The following is a 16,005-nucleotide window of genomic DNA, read 5'->3' as shown; positions in this document are numbered from 1 at the left end:
TGGTAATGTCAGTAGTTGCATGTTTTAAAGTAGTCCCAGATGACACCTCAATAAGGGTTGTGGGAGGCAAAATTGATACCAATGTACAGCTGAAGGTGAGCACTTATGATAAGAACGCAATAGAGGAGGCCGTGAGGGTGAAGGAGAAAACGGGATGGAAGGCTATAGGTATAACAGTCGGGAACACGGACAGAAAAAGCATAAGGGACGCACTATCCATGGGACTAGATGAAGTAATTGCAGTTAATTCAGGTTACTTAGACGTTCCGGCCACCGCAGAGGCGATTGCTGAGGCCATAAAGAACAGGTCACCAAATCTCGTAATAACTGCTGAGACAACCACTGACAGTAGTACTTCGGCCTTACCTCTCTACTTGGCGCAACAGTTAGGATTTAATGCAATCTCATACGTTAGATCAATCTCGATTAATGGGGATAAGATAACGGCTGAAAGAAGTGTTGGAGACGTAGAGATTGTGGAGGCTCCTCTTCCAGTTGTCATATCGGTTACGGGTGAAATAAACACTCCTAGGACCCCCTCAGTCAAGCAGATTATGGAATCAGCGAAGAAACCTGTGACACAAGTGAACACCTCTGCTAGGCCTTTATCTGAGATTATTGAGTTGACGCCCTATTCGGTTTCAAGGAAGAGGATAGTAATTGAGAAACCTATGGAACAAGCTATAGATCAATTGATAAACTACCTTAAGGGAGACGGTGTATTATGAAGATATTAGTCGTGTCTGAGGATCCTGAGTACTTCCGCTCAGCTTCAGCTCTAGCCCAAAAGCTATCTGATGACGTAGAGGGGATTCACCCTTCGGAGAGTTCATACGTGAAGAAGCTTTATCTGCCTAAATTAGATGGGTTCTGGGAGCTCTCCCTTGTGGATGTAGCTTTTAAGATAAACCCTAACCTAGTGATAGCGGGAGGAACAAAGAGAGATAAAACGTTCGCCTTCTCGCTCGCTGGCAAGATGAAAAGTTCAGTTGCCTCAGACGTTTTCGACGTTAGATTGGACAACGATGGCCTTATAGTGAAGAGACCGGTTTACAGCGGAGTTGGAATAGCAACTATAAGGTTAAAGTTACCTTCCGTAATAACTATTCAAAAGAACACTCTTGAGCCAAAGACGTTTAACACTCTGATAGAAAAAGTCACTCTTACCAATTCTAACGTTATACTTAAGGAAAGGAAAGCAGTTCAGCAGACGGTTAGTCTAGATAAGGCGAAAATTATCGTCTCGGTTGGCAGAGGTATGGGTTCAAAGGAAAACGTTAAGTACGCTGAGGAGCTCGCATCAGTCTTAAAAGGAGCTGTAGGAGGAAGTAGGCCCGTTACTGCGGAGATGGGTTGGCTGCCTGAGGATAGACAAATTGGTTTATCTGGAAATAAGGTTAAACCTCAACTTTACCTAGCTCTAGGAATTTCAGGCCAACCCCAGCACATAGCGGGAATAAGGGATTCCAAGATAATAGTTGCGGTAAATAAGGACAAGAACGCTCCAATATCTGAGAATTGTGATTATCTCGTTGTAGGGGATGCGATAGAGTTCTGTAAGATTATGACTAAGAGGCTGTCAAAATGAGTTATGACGCAGACGTTATAGTGGTTGGAGGGGGTCTAGCTGGACTATCTGCCGCTATACAGGCTAACAGAGAGGGGCTGTCCACTCTAGTTCTCGAGAGAGGAGAGTATTCAGGAGCTAAGAACGTTAGTGGAGGGAGGATGTACGTTCACGCGCTTAAGGAGCTGGTAAATATTGAAGATGCCCCGTTTGAGAAACCTATTACAAAGGAAACGTACGTGATATCATGCGGAACTAGGAGAGTAACGTTCTCCTTCAGTGATCCAGAGTCCAGGAATAGCTACTCTGTTCTAAGGGCTAAGTTTGATCCATGGTTGGCGAAGAAGGCTGAGGAAGAGGGGGTAATTATCTCGTACGAGACCCTAGTGAGTGGAGCAATGAGAGATAACGGGATAACACTAAGGACGAATCGAGGTGACCTGAGGGCTAAGATAGTTATAGAGGCTGATGGCGTTACTGCAGGAGTTTCGAGGTATCTAGGGCTAAGAAACCTGTCGCCCGATTCGCTTATGCTAGGGGTAAAGGAGGTGATAAAACCTGACGTTATATCTGACGAAGGAGAGGCTAAGGTCCTAGTAGGATTCGTTGATGGGTTACTAGGCGGGGCGTTCAGTTATGTAAATAAAGACACCATATCATTGGGGGCGACAGTAAAGGTTAACTCTTTACAAAGTGAAAGAGTGTTAGCTAGAGATCTAGTTGAGCTAGTGAGAGAGAAGCTAGGGATAGAGGGTGACATACTTGAATACTCAGCTCACCTTATTCCATACTATGGATACGATAAACTCCCTCCAGTTTACGCGCCTAACCTCTTGATAACGGGAGATGCTGCAGGCCTATTGATAAATGACGGTTTCGTAATAAGAGGGATGGACTTGGCCATAGGCTCCGGAATGATAGCAGGTAGGGCCGCTAAGAAGATTTTAGATCAGGGAGATCCGACTAAAACTCAGGTATATGAGGAAATGCTTAACGACTCCTTCGTAATGAAAGACATGATTATTGCAAGAAGGGCGTTTAGTCTAATGAACAACGAAAGGCTATTCAATGCATATCCTGAAATCCTTTGCAGCGTTTTATCAAGGATGTTCACAGTTTCAGGAAATAGACAGAGATTACTTAACGTTTTAATTGAGGAGATCAAAAAAAGGGATCTAACCCTAACGGAAACGGTGAAAGATTTAATGGAGGTGCTATAACGTGGATCTACTTAAGAGGTTATCATTAAACAAATACAGGGTCGATAGAGAATCTCACATAAAGGTAAACCTGGACATATGTAGAACATGCAAGGAGAAGCCTTGTATAAAAGTGTGTCCAGCCGGCACTTACGAACGATCTGGGGATGTGATAGAAGTACACTATGAGAGATGTCTTGAGTGTGGAGCTGCACTAGTGGCCTGTCCGTTTGATGCGATAAGTTTCAAGTTCCCAGAGGGTGGAGTAAGCTTCAGATACGGGTAATCTACATTTTCCAGTAACCATTTTGTAAAGTTAACTATAGCTTTGAATATTTTCAATAAGTCTAAAGGACTTAATGCACTAGATGATTATAAACTCTTAAAAGATATTTGAAAAGTGCAGAATATCCATCGTTAAAATTGAAAATAGAACGGTCTCATCAAGATTCTGAACTAAGTATAACATCAAGTTCTTGTGGCTGTTAGCCACCTTTAAGGCTCACCTATGTTTACGGGAAACTCATCGCTACACATTCTTAGTCCTGCATTTGCAATTAGGACTTTAAATTCCCTTCTGAGTCCTCATCCCTGTATCTGGAGGACTTTGGTTAAATACTAAATTATTTTCATTTTTACTAATATTTAACATCTCTATATTGAAACCCTTACTGATGGATAGATAGGCCTGACTTTTAGTCCTGGTAATCAAGAGGAGTGTTAACTAATTTAAGCACTCATACTTTGTTTGAGATCAGGAAACTGGTCACAACTCTGGTTAAAGGACCTAAAATGTAGAAGCCGAGTCGCTCTCCATTTGATCTTTGACGATCACAAGTATAAGGGTTAGTTTTGCTACATGTGACTACCTGACCTTGTTAATCAACTTTACTACAGATGTTTTAAGATGGCTTCAAAGTTGTGTTAACGTTCACCCGCAGAATAACGACCTAGAAGTAGCGGCTGGATAAGTAATCTGAGATAGCTAGTGTATTAAGTCCGCATATTGATAACTTCTTTAGGTAACCAGGAAAAGGTGTGGAGTTTCATAGATCGTTTTTAAACAGTAATCTTAAGGAGATAACGAATTCTCTTTATGCCTTCTTAATTAACACTCCCGGTAAGAAAGTTAAGAACACACCAAGTAGAGTCACTGCAGATCCTACCACTTCAGATATGGTTGGAACTTCGTTCAAGATCAAGTACGAGAAAAAGTATGAAGACACAGGAACCAGTAACACGAACGTGCTAGCCTTTATAGGCCCTATAGACTTAACCGCATTAAACCACAGGATGAACCCTAAGGCTTGAGACGTGATGGAAACTAGGAGAGCTAGTCCAATCCCCTCAATGCTAGGATCTATCCTGAAATCCGTTAAGGAAATAGGCAAAATAAACAATGTAGAGAAAAGTGACATGTAAGAGTTTAACGCCAACACGTCTTTCTCCCTTAAGTATATACGATAGTAGAGTGTGCCTAAAGCCCATATGAAACCTCCCAATAGGGCTATCAAACTACCTATGTTGAACCCTGTGATTCCTACCGTGCTCAGGACTCCTAGAAAAGCTACTAATGTTCCGAGAACTTGTAACGCATTCAATTTCTCCTTTAGGATTAAACTTGATAGGACCAGAACAAAGACTGGTTGAGTGTAAATTAAGGTTGAAGCTAGCCCAGGGTTGGAAGCGTATTGAATCCCTAGATTTAGGAGGATCAAGAAAATCCCTATGTTAAGTAAGGCAGAGATAGACTCCTTAACTCCATACTCTAACTTCCTAACGTAAAGGTATAAAATGGTACCCCCTACCACAACCCTAATTAAGGCGATTACAAGGGGTGACATGAAAATCAAGGTAAGCTTGATTATTGGGAAAGCCGATCCCCAAAAGACTATCAACATAATTAAACCGATATATTGCTTAGATAACACAACGATGATATGGATAACGTGCTTAAAAATCTCTCCTCCCTGGCGATCTTAGATAATATAAGTGAGTTCTCTAGATTTCCTTTCATGAAATCTATAGTGCTTCACGGGAAAGGATCATCTCCTCACAAGGTGGAGTGGCTATCTAATCCACTTAGGACTTTTGGGCAGGTCGATACGCCAGACTTTGATTACGACGTAGAGGAAGGCTTGAGGATCGTACTAAGTAAGGAATTCGATTTGATAGCTGGTCACTCTAGGGGAGGTACTGTAGCTCTTTTGGCCGGAGCCAAGAAAGGATTACCTGTTATAGCTGTCTCGGCTCCTACAGATAGGCTACTTCAGTTGGAACATTTATCTAAGTTTCCAACGGAGAGTGAGCAAGGAAAGCTCTACAAGTATCTCTCTACGTTTCCGAATGAGAGATTAATAGAGACCTCACCCATAACTTACGCTAAGGATCTGAGAAACGTGCTTTTAATCCACGGTGAAAAAGACGAGGTGGTACCAAAGATCCACTCGGAAGTTTTGTGCGAAAAGGTAAAGGAAAGTGGAAACAGATGTGACTTAGTTGTTCTAGAGATGAGACATTCCCCTCCTAAGCATTTATATAATAAAATTGAAAGGATAGTTCTTGAGTGGGTGAAAAGACTCAATGAACGGTAACACCAGATGAAAAAATATAACCGTTTATAAATATCTGTGACTCGGTTTCGTGATTATGGAATCTGCAGTGGTAGTGGTTGTAGGGGCTGATAAGCCTGGTATAGTAGCTGGAATATCTTCAAAATTAGCTGAGAATAACGTGAACATAGTCGACATCTCTCAAACCGTGCTAAGAGGAGTGTTCGCCATGATCATGGTAGTGGATCTAGACACGTCAAACGTTTCAATAGGAAAGCTGCGCGGGGAGTTACAAAAGAGGGGAAAGGAGTTAGGAGTTGAGGTTCTTGTGTTTCATGGGGAAGTATTTAAGTACATGGAGAGGATATAAATGAAGTATACGGCAGAGGAGATAACAGAAGTCATTAACATGCTTACACATGAGGACCTGGACATCAGATCTGTAACGTTAAGCGTAAACACGCTGTTCGCGTTATCTGATAACCCGGACAGAGCCTACTCTAAACTGCTTTCATTAGACGGGATCTTCTCGCGTTTCTCGGAGGTAGTTGATTACGTTCAAGATAAGTTAGGCGTAAGAATAGTAACTAAGAGAGTTTCCGTTTCTCCGGTTCAATATTTCCTTGAGGCTTATCCAGACGTCAATCACGCCATAAAATTGGGGGGAATAATGGACGATCTAGCGTTAAGATCTGGGATAGATTACATAGGTGGTTTCTCAGGCTATGCGGATCGTGGGTTAAGTAGAGGAACGTACGTTTTACTCGAAAGCTTCTCGAAGACTTTCAACTCCACATCTAGACTTTCAGGAATGTTAAACGCAGCCTCCACCCAAGAGGGGCTTAACATCGACGCGGTGAAGCTGTTTACGGATCAAATTATGAATATGACCCCTAACGCCTCAGCTAGGGTGGCCATTATGGCCAACTCTCCACAGGATTCCCCGTTCGTTCCCTCAGCCCATCATGGAAGAGGAGTTCCAAACTCTTTGATCAACATAGCAGTTAGCGGTCCCGGTGTGATAACTGGTGTAATAAGGAGAGCCAAACCTTCAAGCTTTCAAGAGCTTTATGAGTTAGTTAAGAAGGCATCGTTCAAGGTTACCAGGTTAGGAGAGTTAGTTGGTCGCACAGTTTCTGAGGAGCTTGGAGTTCCTATGGGCTCGGTAGACCTATCGTTGGCTCCCTCACCCACAGTGGGTGACAGTGTGGCTGAGATAATTGAGAGTATGGGGGTGTTAAAGGTGGGAAGTCACGGTTCCATTACCGCCTTAGCCCTATTGATGGACGCGGTAAAGAAAGGCGGTTCAATGGCGACCAATCTAGTCGGTGGTCTAAGTAGCGCCTTCATTCCCGTAAGTGAAGACTCGATCATGGCGACAAGGATGAAACAAGGTTACTTGGAGATTAACGACTTGGTGGCCATGTCAGTTGTGTGCAACAGCGGTATAGACATGGTTGGTGTAAGCAAAAAGGAGCCCAAAGACAAGGTTACTGCTCTGATCCTAGACGTACTATCCATAGGCTTAATCCTGGGAAAGATATTGGGGGTTAGGATCATTCCTTTGGATGGGAATCCAGGGGATGAGGTCGATTTAGGAGGGATTTTAGGCAAGGTAGTTATAGCGAAATTAAAGCAAGGCGAAGTTACTGACTTCGTTTCAAGGTCCGGCTTTATACCCACACCAATAAAGAGATTAGAGTACGGCTAATCTAAGTTATGCAAACCTTTACCTCTTTCATACAAAAAACCCTTATTATCTCAGGGCCCCACCTCAATATCATGTTGCAAGACATTCTTCAAAGATACAAGAAAGTTTGGGCGCTTAACTACTCTCAATCCCTTCTAGCTTGGGACATTGAGACTTACATGCCTGAAGATGACGCAACGCTTAGAGGAGAGGCCTATGCCCAACTTTCGACTCTGGTCAGAGACCTGATTATGAATCTCAAGGAAGAAGTTAACTCTATAAGGGAGGAGGACCTGGACGATTTAGGAAGGGGAGTACTCAGACTACTCAAGAGATCAATAAGGTATTACACTGCGGTTCCAAAGGAGATCACAGAAGAGTTAGAAAGACTTACTTCCCAAAGTGCAGTAGTGTGGCGAGAATCAAAGAGGAGGGGAGACTTCGCCTCGTTCAAGCCTTACTTAGAGAAAGTTGTAGAACTTGAGAGACAGATAGCTGAGAGGTTAGGGTATGAAGGGCATCCGTACAACGCGTTAGTTGACCTTTATGAGGAGGGTATTACAGTAAAGGACTTGGATAACATTTTTTCATCTCTCCTTCCGGGACTTAAGAGGGACTTAGATAAGATAAGCTCAGAGGGGTACTTCACATCTCCTCACCCTTTAACTAAACTACCTTACGAAAGGGGCGTTATGGAGGATGTAAACCGTGAGATATTGAAGTTGCTTGAAATGCCATCAACTTCATTTAGGATGGACGTTTCTGCACATCCTTTCACAATAAGGATATCTTCAAAAGACGTCCGAATAACCACGCGATATGAGGGTATAGACTTCAGAAGCACCATTTTTTCAGTTGTACATGAGTCTGGACACGCTATGTACGAGCTTATGATAGACCCTTCATATGAGATGACTCCAGTTGCTACGGGAGCTTCAACGGGAATTCACGAGTCCCAATCTAGATTTTGGGAGAACATCGTGGGGAGGAGTAGAGAGTTCACTAAGCTAATTTATCCAATGATTAAATCTAAACTAAACATTACTGAAGATGAAGAGTCCCTATACAGGTACTTCAACTTAGTAAGCCCAGGCCTGATAAGAGTGGACGCTGATGAAGTTACATATAATTTTCATGTTGCTCTAAGATATGAGATAGAGAAGGACCTGATCTCTGGAAAGATATCCGTGAGCGATCTCCCTTCAATATGGGACGATTTTATGGATAAATACCTTGGATTGAGGCCTAAAAACGTCAGCGAGGGGGTGCTACAGGACATACATTGGTCCCAGGGCAGTTTCGGATACTTTCCGACTTACACCCTTGGAAACATTTTAGCGGCTACTATAGCAGGGTTTATAAGTGATCTACCGCTAAGGATTAAGTCTAAAGACTTTAAATCGATCAGATCTTTCCTGGCGGACAGAATATGTAAGTTCGGTGCAGTTTATCCTCCTAAGATTCTTCTAACTAAGGCATTCGGGGAGGTTTACGATCCCAAGAGACTATTAGATTACATTGAAAAGAAGTACTTAACCTTTTAAGACCACAGAACTTCATCAATTTATTAACGAGAGCTTCTACGAGCTCCATATTTCATTGTAACACACTATCTTTCTCTGAGCGAATATTTTCCTCTATCTAGAAAGTTTTATATACTTACTATAAAATTGATTTTAGAATCTTTACGTAAATAATATGACTTTGGAAAAAGTTTTTAAACCAACATGTAGTTAATGTTATATGGGACTCTTTAAGAAGGAAAAAATGTATAAAGTAAATGGTGATTTACAGGAGATTGTAAACAAATTCGTACAATACCTTCAGATGGACGGATGGAAAGTTCAATCTAAAGTTGAAGGGGATAAGGCAGTAATTCAAGCACAAAAGGGAGGTATATTAAGAGATGTGATAGCCGCAGACAGAGCGTTAACTTTCACTTTTGAAAAGAACCAGGAGGGGATAAAGGTGACAGCAGGAGTAGGCAAATGGTTACAGAATTTGGCGGTAACCGCAGTGGAAGTCATTTTGCTATCAGAGCTGTTCTTAGTTGTGGACGTACCAGAGATGCTATGGAACTCTCACGTTGAAGACAAATTGCTCAAGGAGCTTGATAACATAGTGGGTATATCAACGTAACTTTTTTGTATTAATAAGTTATAACTTACTTCTAGGACAGTTATAATATGAAATCACTAAAGTACTCAATACCTTTAGCTTTAGCTATATGGTGGGTGCCTATTATTGACGGAGTGATAGTAGGTGCTGTTACGGGCTTCTCGGAGAGGAGAAGGGACAGCGCCATTGCATCTTCTTTTATTGCCTCACTTATCGCTTCCTCTCTGTATGTCTACCTAGCTTTCAAAGTTCTTACTGTTCCCCTCTTAGGTAACCTCCTACCGATCCTTTCAATAATATTTTCAATTGTGGGGATAGCAGTTAGCGCGTTAGTGTCGTACGTCGTATCAGGTAGAACTGCGATCTCAGTTGTTACCCCTGATGGAGCGGAAATGGAGTTTTACGCCAACAATAACGAGGAGATAGAGCAGAGATTGAGCTCTTTAACTAACGGCTGTGGGGATCCCTCATACAACGTCATAGATGAAAACAACATGGAAGTCACAAGGGAGTGCAACGGCTATCAACTGCAGTACAAAGTGTCGAAGGAGGGGAGAGGTTATAGGGTTAATATCAAAGTTAAGACAAAATTTAATTAGTTCTCCCTCCACTTGGCTAGCTTTATTGCTAGAAATAGAAAGAAGGGACATTCTACTAAAAATAGAACAACAGAGAGCAAATAGAAAGGGGAGAGTCCAGTCAACCCTTGTTCAACTATTGAGGCTGGGGTAGATGGGATAATCAAGGAGAGGTACTTCACTGAACCTTGAAGCTCGGTAAAGGGGTAATATATTGGTGGCAATATCGTTAGGATCGTTCCTAAAACCCCTGATACAGCCCAAGAGTGCCTCGTGTATGGTATTAGAGTCCCTATGATGAATCCTAACCCCGTCATTGAGTAGTTAAGATAAATCGACACCATCAAGCTAAGGAAAGCCGTAACAGGACTTAGTATATGTAACCACAGACCTAGAGCTAAGTAAGCGACGACTCCAACTGATGAGAAGATGAGGTTTGCACTAGCCAAACCTAGCATGTACTCAAGGGGACCTATCTTAGTGGCAACAAGCATGTCATGTAATTTCATCTCCTTTCTTAGCATGACGACGTCCGACAAACTAATGATTGAGTTAGTTACTATAACGGAGATCAAACCTCCTACGACCGCGTAAGGGAGAAGTAATCCCCTAGAGAGTACGTAGACCAGGAAGAGTATCGATAGCGGGGTTATCAAATAGCTAAAAACGTAAGTGAATCCTCTTTTCAAAAAGGAGTAGCCGTAAAACCAGGCGAAGGTTAATACGAACTTAAGGTTCAATTTCCAACCTCTCCATAAAGTATGAACAAGTCCTCAAGGGAAACCGGTTTAATAATGGCTTTTCCTATGACTTCCTTCGCCCTATTTTCGTCCAGATAGGAAATTTGAGTCTTTCCTATTATCTTCTCTCCCACCCCTTCAACTCTAACTTTTCCCTTTAGGGGAGCCAGGAGATCCTCCTTACTGCCTTTCGCTATAACTCTTCCCTTACCTAACATTACAATATCGTCAGAGAGCTCCTCTGCTTCCTCCATGTAATGAGTAGTTAATATAACTCTAGAAGAGATATTCCTTATTATTGACCAAACCTCTAACCTTGAAATGGGATCTAAACCTGTTGTAGGTTCATCTAGGAATATTATTTCCGCATTAGAGGCTAAGGCCATAGCCACGAACACCTTCCTTTTCATTCCACCTGAAAGGTCATCACAAGGCTTATCTCTAACTTCCCATAGGCCTATCTCTTTAAGTGCTCTTCTGGCCTCCTCTAGGGACGTGGATATGGACATACCCCTCGCTGTCAAAAACATGGTTATGTGCTCAAGGGGGCTAGCGAAACCTATCGGCTTAGCCTCCTGAGGAATAGAAACTATGAGAGATCGAAGTTTCTTAGCCTCCTTGACCACATCTATACCTAATATCCTAGCGCTTCCAGACGAAGGAAGTAACTGAGTAGAGAGTATTCTCATCATCGTGGTCTTACCAGCTCCGTTTCTACCAAGGACTGAGAGAACCTTGGCTGAGGAGCTAAAAGACACAGAGTCTAATGCTACCGTTCCGTCTTTGTAAACCTTAGACAGACCATTAACATCTATCATAAGAACCACTTGTAACATGAGGTTAAATAATCAATTTAACTTCTCGCTAAAAGGTAAAAAATAGTCGACAGGGATCTTCATCCTGACGAAATAAAAATTAGCTCACTATGTTGGGGAGAATTAATCAAATTAGAACACATATATTTAAATACTTAAATTGCTTAAACATACTAATGAAAACCTATTTCACTATAAAACAAACATCCACTTGTCCAACAAATTACGGATTGTATGAGTGCAGTATAACTTCAGGAGAAGAAAATTGCAAATTGTTAGCCTGCGTATTACCTAGGCTAGCCACCCCTCTAAATTTTGAGGGAACAAGGGAAGAAATGCGTCCTCTATTTTAAGGGACTTTATTTTTATAAGTAAAAAATTATGGTTTGTAATTCTTTCCTATTACTTTCAGTGCAGCTATCATAACCCCGAGACCCCTTTGGACGTCCGGGTCTTTCATCGAGCTTATTAATTTACCAAGTGTTATATTCTCTGGATTTGACATAATTTTCTTAACTTCTTCTCCAGACCAAACTTCTAGTAAGGAGCTCAAGGGAGGACTCATGATCTTATTAAGGAACTCTAAACCTTTAGGTAAGAACTCTAAGACTAACGAAAGGGTTGTAGCTAGGTTAGTTATCGCGTCGTCGTTCAGAGCATCTCTAAGTGACTTGAGAGCGTAGGACATGTTCACTAATACGTCTAACGTTCCACTGTTCTTAAGCTCCGTCAACCTGTTCAATATTTCATTCAACTCAGGAGCTTTAGCTATGATCTCCTTGAGTCCGTCAGTGGACTTAGGGTTCATTGAGCTGAGTATTTCCATCAAGTTACTCAAGGTGCTACCTAGGTTAGTTATCGCGTCGTCGTTCAGAGCATCTCTAAGTGACTTGAGAGCGTAGGACATGTTCACTAATACGTCTAACGTTCCACTGTCTCTAAGTGCCTTTAGACGAAGTAATAGGTCCCTTAACCCATCCAAGTTATCTAGAACCTGCTCTATGTCGCTTTGCTTCCCTTTCATATTTCCAGCAAGTAACGTTAGACCTGATAGCATATCAGCTATACTTTGAATCGCGTCATCGTTAAGGGCATCCCTTAACGATTTAGCTCCATAACTGAAGTTTATCAAAACATCTAGTGCACCGCTCTCTTTCAGCCGAGCTACCTTTTCTAGCACTTCGTTCAAAGTGGAGAGGTGGTCCACAAGGTTCGCTAGTTCGTCTAATTTCTTCTCATCTAATTTAGTAAATATCTTATCTAGATTTAATTCAACTGTCAATCTCTCACCATACTGTTATTATTTGGCTTCCTTCAACTTCAAGGGAAAACGACGTTATACCGACTATGTCATCTACGAGATCACTGTACTTGTCCTTATCCAGGCCGTGGATCTTACTTGCGTATGAACAGGCTAAGATCTTCAGTTTTCCGGACTTCTTAGCCTTCTTGAAATGTTCGAAAACGTTCTCCCCTTGTTCCTTTATCACCTTTGACGTTTCTCCGCTAACTTTCAACTCAGGATCTTTAAGGAAAGCCTTAACTCCATCCATTGTGGCAAAAATTACGACTTCATTATCAAGCGAGGCCGCTATTAAAGCGTGCATCCCAGCGTAAGCTACTCTATCCAGTTCATTAGACCCCAAAATAATTCCTAGTTTCATGAGTCATCCCTATACTATTGCCTTAGCTGTTACAGTCCAGTACATTTTGTTATACATTAGTTTACCCCACCAGTGGACGTACGACGGTGGTGGAGGAACTGGCGGTGCGGCGTAGTTGAACCTGATGTAAGTTCCTGAGTCCAAACCGGTCGCTATGTAGCAGAACACAGAGCCGTCATAGGTTTTCTTAAGACCGTTTCCCCTTATCTCGTTAGTTACGTTGTTAGCTATGATGTACGATTCAAAGTCAGCAGTGGATCCGGCCTTAGAAATCGGTATATCTGTCGTGTCACCTATCACGAAAACGTTAGAGTGATCCTTCATTCTCAGCGTGAATTTATCAGTAGGTACCCAATTCCTTTTGTCTCCTATACCTGAGTCGCCAATTACTTTAGCTCCAGTGTGAGGCGGTACGCCTATAGCTAGGTCGAACTTTATCTTCTCGCCTTCTTGAGACTCCATGATCTTTTCCTTAGCGTTCACGTTAGTTACATTAAACGGTGATATTATCTTAATACCTCTCTCCTGGAATATCTTTATCATAACGTCGTTAGTGGTTTTAATACCGAATATTCCAGGCACAGGATATGTATAAACGATCTCTGTCTTGTCCCTTATACCTCTCCTCTTAAGGTAGTCGTCTAACATCAAGGTTATCTCCATTGGGGCTACAGGGCACTTATGGGGTAGTTTAGCAACGTTTATCACCACTGTGCCACCTGAGAACTGATCTAAGGCCTCCCTCAGCTTCAACGCACTCTCGAAATCCCAGGGCGAGTAAACAGCGTCGTGATAACCTGGAACTTCATCCCATCGTAAGTGGGAACCCGTCGCAATAACTAAGAAATCATAATGATGAGAAATCCCGTCGGCAGTAACGACTGAGTGATTTGCCGGATCTATTTTAGTTACTTCACCTTTCTGTCCATGTAGGAACTTGATCTTATGATCCAATAGCTCCCTCTCGTTCCTTACTAGTTCAACTGGATCTTGAACGTTGAAAGGTACCAGAGCTTGTCCTGGTTGATACGTATGTTTTTCATTCTTATCTAATACTACTACCTCGGCCTCTCCCTTTTCCATCTCCTCAGGCATCATCCTTGCAATCCTATTAGCAACTATAGTCCCTGCTATACCACCGCCTACAACTATTACTCTCTTCATTTGGATATCACCACCACGAACTTACCATCCTTTTGACTCTCCGAGACAACCTTATACCCTTTCTTCGTTACGAAAGCCACAACGTCTTTCTTCGTCGCCTCATCTCCCAATATAGCCTCAACCGCTTCTCCTGGACTTATCTCCTCTAGAACTCCTGACAGTTCTCCGAGGGGTCCAGCACACGATTGCCCGGTAAGATCTAACTTTTTATATATCTTTAAGGACATTTTTATCATTATATACATCTTAGCCTAGCTTATAAACTTTTATTTAAAAGTGTTTATTATGGTTTATTCAATACAAAGTTGATAAATAAGTTAAAAAGTCATATCGTGCTATGCGACTTAAAAGCTATTTCAATTCGATAAACTATGTATGGATTTAGGTTCGTTAACGTTGGATTCAAACGACGTTGTTAGAAAGTGCGTCTCAATCCTGGGTATAAGAGGTTCAGGCAAGTCGAACACTGCTAAGATATTCGCTGAAGAGTTGATCAACGCCGGGGTTCCAGTTATAATAATAGACCCAGACGGAGAGTACAAGGGACTGAAAGTTACAACATTTGATAAGTTTTCTGAGGACCCTGAAGAGATCGTAAACCTAGTTCATCTTGGGAGAAGCGTTGATCTGGATGTGAACGAGTGGAATGAGGAGGTCTTTAAGTTCCTGACAAGCCTAATGAATTATCTCTGGGATGTCTCTAAGGTGAGGAAGAAAGACCTATTCATCTTAGTTGAAGAGGCTCATGAGTTCATCCCCCAAGGTGAGAGAACCCCCCTTAGCGATATCTTGACTAGGATAGCTTTAAGAGGAAGAAAAAGGGGTTTGGGAATGATTTTAGTTAGCCAAAGATCAGCTAAGGTGAACAAGGACGTGCTTAGCCAAAGCGAGATTTACTTCTTGCACAAGGTAGTTCATCCGGTAGACATCAAAGTGTACAAGGAGATATTGCCTCTGAAGACTAAGGACGTAGAGAACGAAATCAAGTCATTGACAACTGGCGAAGCTATATTCTACAAAGATGGCGAGTTAAGAAAAATAAGAGTGAGAAAATTTGATGATCAATTTATAGTTGCAAATGATTTAGATAAAGTTGAAATTTAAAATCATCTCTCTACTGGTACTCCCACCATGTTACCCCATTCCGCCCAAGAACCGTCATACAGTCTGACCCTGGGGAACCCCAAGAGGTATTTGAGATAAAACCAAACTAGAGAAGCTCTGGCCCCGGTCCTGCAATATACTACAGTATCCGTTTTCTCGATTTTCAGGTTAAGCCTATTTGGAGGAATGAGCTCCTCAGTGACCTCGTCAAAGAAGACATTCCACGGGACGTTTATCGCGCCTGGGATGTGACCTGTGGTCTGGCTTTCCTCATTAGGATGCTCTGGTGAAGTCCCAACATCTCCATAATATTCCTCTCTATACCTTACGTCAAGGAGCTGAAACCCGTCAGCTTCTTTCAGTCGTTTTAGAATTTCCCACACCATTACCCTGTCACTCCAATCTGGGGTATTAGCTTCATATTTAGTGGTAGCTCTCCTCCTCATCTCTCTCTCCTTGGGCAGCCCCTTTACTTCCCATAGAGTCTTACCTCCGTTTAATACGTATAGCTCTTTATGTCCAAAGGCTTTCAACACCCAGAATGCGTAAAACGCATATCTATTGTTAAGGTCGCTGTATAAGACCAATCTATCCTCATTAGATATCCCAACGCTACCAAGGCCACTTTCTAAATCCTCCTTTGATGCGAAGTCTCTTTTAATAGGATGTCTGAGAAGTCTCCAAGGGAGCATTATCGCGTTTGGAATGTGCCAGTCAATGTAGGAGTCCGTATAAAAGCATACCTCAACTACAGTAAAGTTTTCATTTTTTTCGAGGTCTTCGTAAGATAGTAGAAGTGACATTTGCTAATTGC

At 42.1% G+C, this 16,005-nt stretch carries 19 protein-coding genes; 11 read left to right on the top strand and 8 right to left on the bottom strand.

Annotated elements, in window-relative coordinates:
* The first annotated feature begins 5 nt into the window (after nt 1-5).
* The 4 genes from MCUP_RS08205 to MCUP_RS08190 are packed head-to-tail and all read left to right on the top strand — an operon-like array spanning nt 6 to nt 3,052.
* Nucleotides 6-728, top strand: a complete 723-nt coding sequence (locus MCUP_RS08205; RefSeq protein WP_048057618.1) for an adenine nucleotide alpha hydrolase family protein — start codon at nt 6-8, stop codon at nt 726-728.
* Entirely contained in the window at nt 725-1,588 is an 864-nt protein-coding gene (locus tag MCUP_RS08200; protein WP_013738338.1) for an electron transfer flavoprotein subunit alpha/FixB family protein, read from the top strand. The genes MCUP_RS08205 and MCUP_RS08200 overlap by 4 nt, the downstream gene beginning before the upstream one ends.
* Nucleotides 1,585-2,787, top strand: coding sequence for an FAD-dependent oxidoreductase (locus MCUP_RS08195; RefSeq protein WP_013738337.1), 1,203 nt, complete (start codon nt 1,585-1,587; stop codon nt 2,785-2,787). Before MCUP_RS08200 ends, MCUP_RS08195 begins: the two co-directional genes overlap by 4 nt.
* A gap of 1 nt (nt 2,788) precedes the next feature.
* Complete coding sequence (locus MCUP_RS08190; protein WP_013738336.1) at nt 2,789-3,052, top strand: ferredoxin family protein; 264 nt, start codon at nt 2,789-2,791, stop codon at nt 3,050-3,052.
* Nucleotides 3,053-3,860: 808 nt separating this feature from the next.
* Here the strand turns inward: MCUP_RS08190 and MCUP_RS08185 are convergent.
* Nucleotides 3,861-4,697: a DMT family transporter gene (locus MCUP_RS08185; RefSeq protein ID WP_148230928.1), complete on the bottom strand. Its 837-nt coding sequence runs from the start codon at nt 4,695-4,697 to the stop codon at nt 3,861-3,863.
* Between the two features lie 9 nt (nt 4,698-4,706).
* Here MCUP_RS08185 and MCUP_RS08180 point away from each other — a divergent pair, with 9 nt between their 5' ends.
* The 6 genes from MCUP_RS08180 to MCUP_RS08155 all read left to right on the top strand — a co-directional run bounded on the left by MCUP_RS08180 (nt 4,707) and on the right by MCUP_RS08155 (nt 9,725).
* A complete protein-coding gene (locus MCUP_RS08180) occupies nt 4,707-5,360 on the top strand; it encodes an alpha/beta hydrolase family protein (protein WP_013738334.1) in 654 nt (217 codons plus the stop codon).
* 55 nt (nt 5,361-5,415) lie between these two features.
* Nucleotides 5,416-5,688 (top strand): ACT domain-containing protein, encoded by a 273-nt coding sequence (locus tag MCUP_RS08175; RefSeq protein ID WP_013738333.1) that lies wholly within the window; start codon nt 5,416-5,418, stop codon nt 5,686-5,688.
* The gene (locus tag MCUP_RS08170) at nt 5,689-7,029 is read left to right on the top strand and encodes a DUF711 family protein (RefSeq protein ID WP_013738332.1); all 1,341 of its coding nucleotides are present in this window, start codon (nt 5,689-5,691) and stop codon (nt 7,027-7,029) included.
* A 71-nt stretch (nt 7,030-7,100) separates the two neighbouring features.
* Nucleotides 7,101-8,552, top strand: coding sequence for a carboxypeptidase M32 (locus MCUP_RS08165; protein ID WP_013738331.1), 1,452 nt, complete (start codon nt 7,101-7,103; stop codon nt 8,550-8,552).
* Between the two features lie 199 nt (nt 8,553-8,751).
* Nucleotides 8,752-9,147, top strand: coding sequence for a hypothetical protein (locus MCUP_RS08160; RefSeq protein WP_013738330.1), 396 nt, complete (start codon nt 8,752-8,754; stop codon nt 9,145-9,147).
* Between the two features lie 47 nt (nt 9,148-9,194).
* On the top strand, nt 9,195-9,725 hold the full coding sequence (locus MCUP_RS08155; RefSeq protein ID WP_013738329.1) for a hypothetical protein: 531 nt from the start codon (nt 9,195-9,197) through the stop codon (nt 9,723-9,725).
* Here MCUP_RS08155 and MCUP_RS08150 read toward each other — a convergent pair.
* The 6 genes from MCUP_RS08150 to MCUP_RS08125 form a co-directional block, all read right to left on the bottom strand.
* On the bottom strand, nt 9,722-10,444 hold the full coding sequence (locus tag MCUP_RS08150; RefSeq protein WP_013738328.1) for an ABC transporter permease: 723 nt from the start codon (nt 10,442-10,444) through the stop codon (nt 9,722-9,724). The genes MCUP_RS08155 and MCUP_RS08150 overlap by 4 nt on opposite strands.
* A complete protein-coding gene (locus MCUP_RS08145; protein WP_013738327.1) occupies nt 10,441-11,262 on the bottom strand; it encodes an ABC transporter ATP-binding protein in 822 nt (273 codons plus the stop codon). Before MCUP_RS08145 ends, MCUP_RS08150 begins: the two co-directional genes overlap by 4 nt.
* Before the next feature lie 376 nt (nt 11,263-11,638).
* Nucleotides 11,639-12,541, bottom strand: a complete 903-nt coding sequence (locus MCUP_RS08140) for a helical membrane plugin domain-containing protein (protein ID WP_013738326.1) — start codon at nt 12,539-12,541, stop codon at nt 11,639-11,641.
* 4 nt (nt 12,542-12,545) lie between these two features.
* Entirely contained in the window at nt 12,546-12,923 is a 378-nt protein-coding gene (locus MCUP_RS08135; RefSeq protein ID WP_013738325.1) for a DsrE family protein, read from the bottom strand.
* A 9-nt stretch (nt 12,924-12,932) separates the two neighbouring features.
* Entirely contained in the window at nt 12,933-14,087 is a 1,155-nt protein-coding gene (locus MCUP_RS08130; protein ID WP_013738324.1) for an NAD(P)/FAD-dependent oxidoreductase, read from the bottom strand.
* Nucleotides 14,084-14,314: a sulfurtransferase TusA family protein gene (locus tag MCUP_RS08125; protein ID WP_013738323.1), complete on the bottom strand. Its 231-nt coding sequence runs from the start codon at nt 14,312-14,314 to the stop codon at nt 14,084-14,086. Before MCUP_RS08125 ends, MCUP_RS08130 begins: the two co-directional genes overlap by 4 nt.
* A gap of 148 nt (nt 14,315-14,462) precedes the next feature.
* On the opposite strand from MCUP_RS08125, the gene MCUP_RS08120 reads away from it, so the two are divergent.
* Complete coding sequence (locus MCUP_RS08120; RefSeq protein ID WP_013738322.1) at nt 14,463-15,191, top strand: ATP-binding protein; 729 nt, start codon at nt 14,463-14,465, stop codon at nt 15,189-15,191.
* A 2-nt stretch (nt 15,192-15,193) separates the two neighbouring features.
* Here MCUP_RS08120 and MCUP_RS08115 read toward each other — a convergent pair whose 3' ends face one another.
* Entirely contained in the window at nt 15,194-15,994 is an 801-nt protein-coding gene (locus MCUP_RS08115) for a sulfurtransferase (protein ID WP_048057616.1), read from the bottom strand.
* Nucleotides 15,995-16,005 lie beyond the last annotated feature (11 nt).

This window comes from Metallosphaera cuprina Ar-4, from assembly GCF_000204925.1.
Lineage (GTDB): Archaea > Thermoproteota > Thermoprotei_A > Sulfolobales > Sulfolobaceae > Metallosphaera > Metallosphaera cuprina.
The sequence above is the reverse complement of the archived record's forward strand: the minus strand, read 5'-3'. Positions and strand labels throughout refer to the sequence as shown.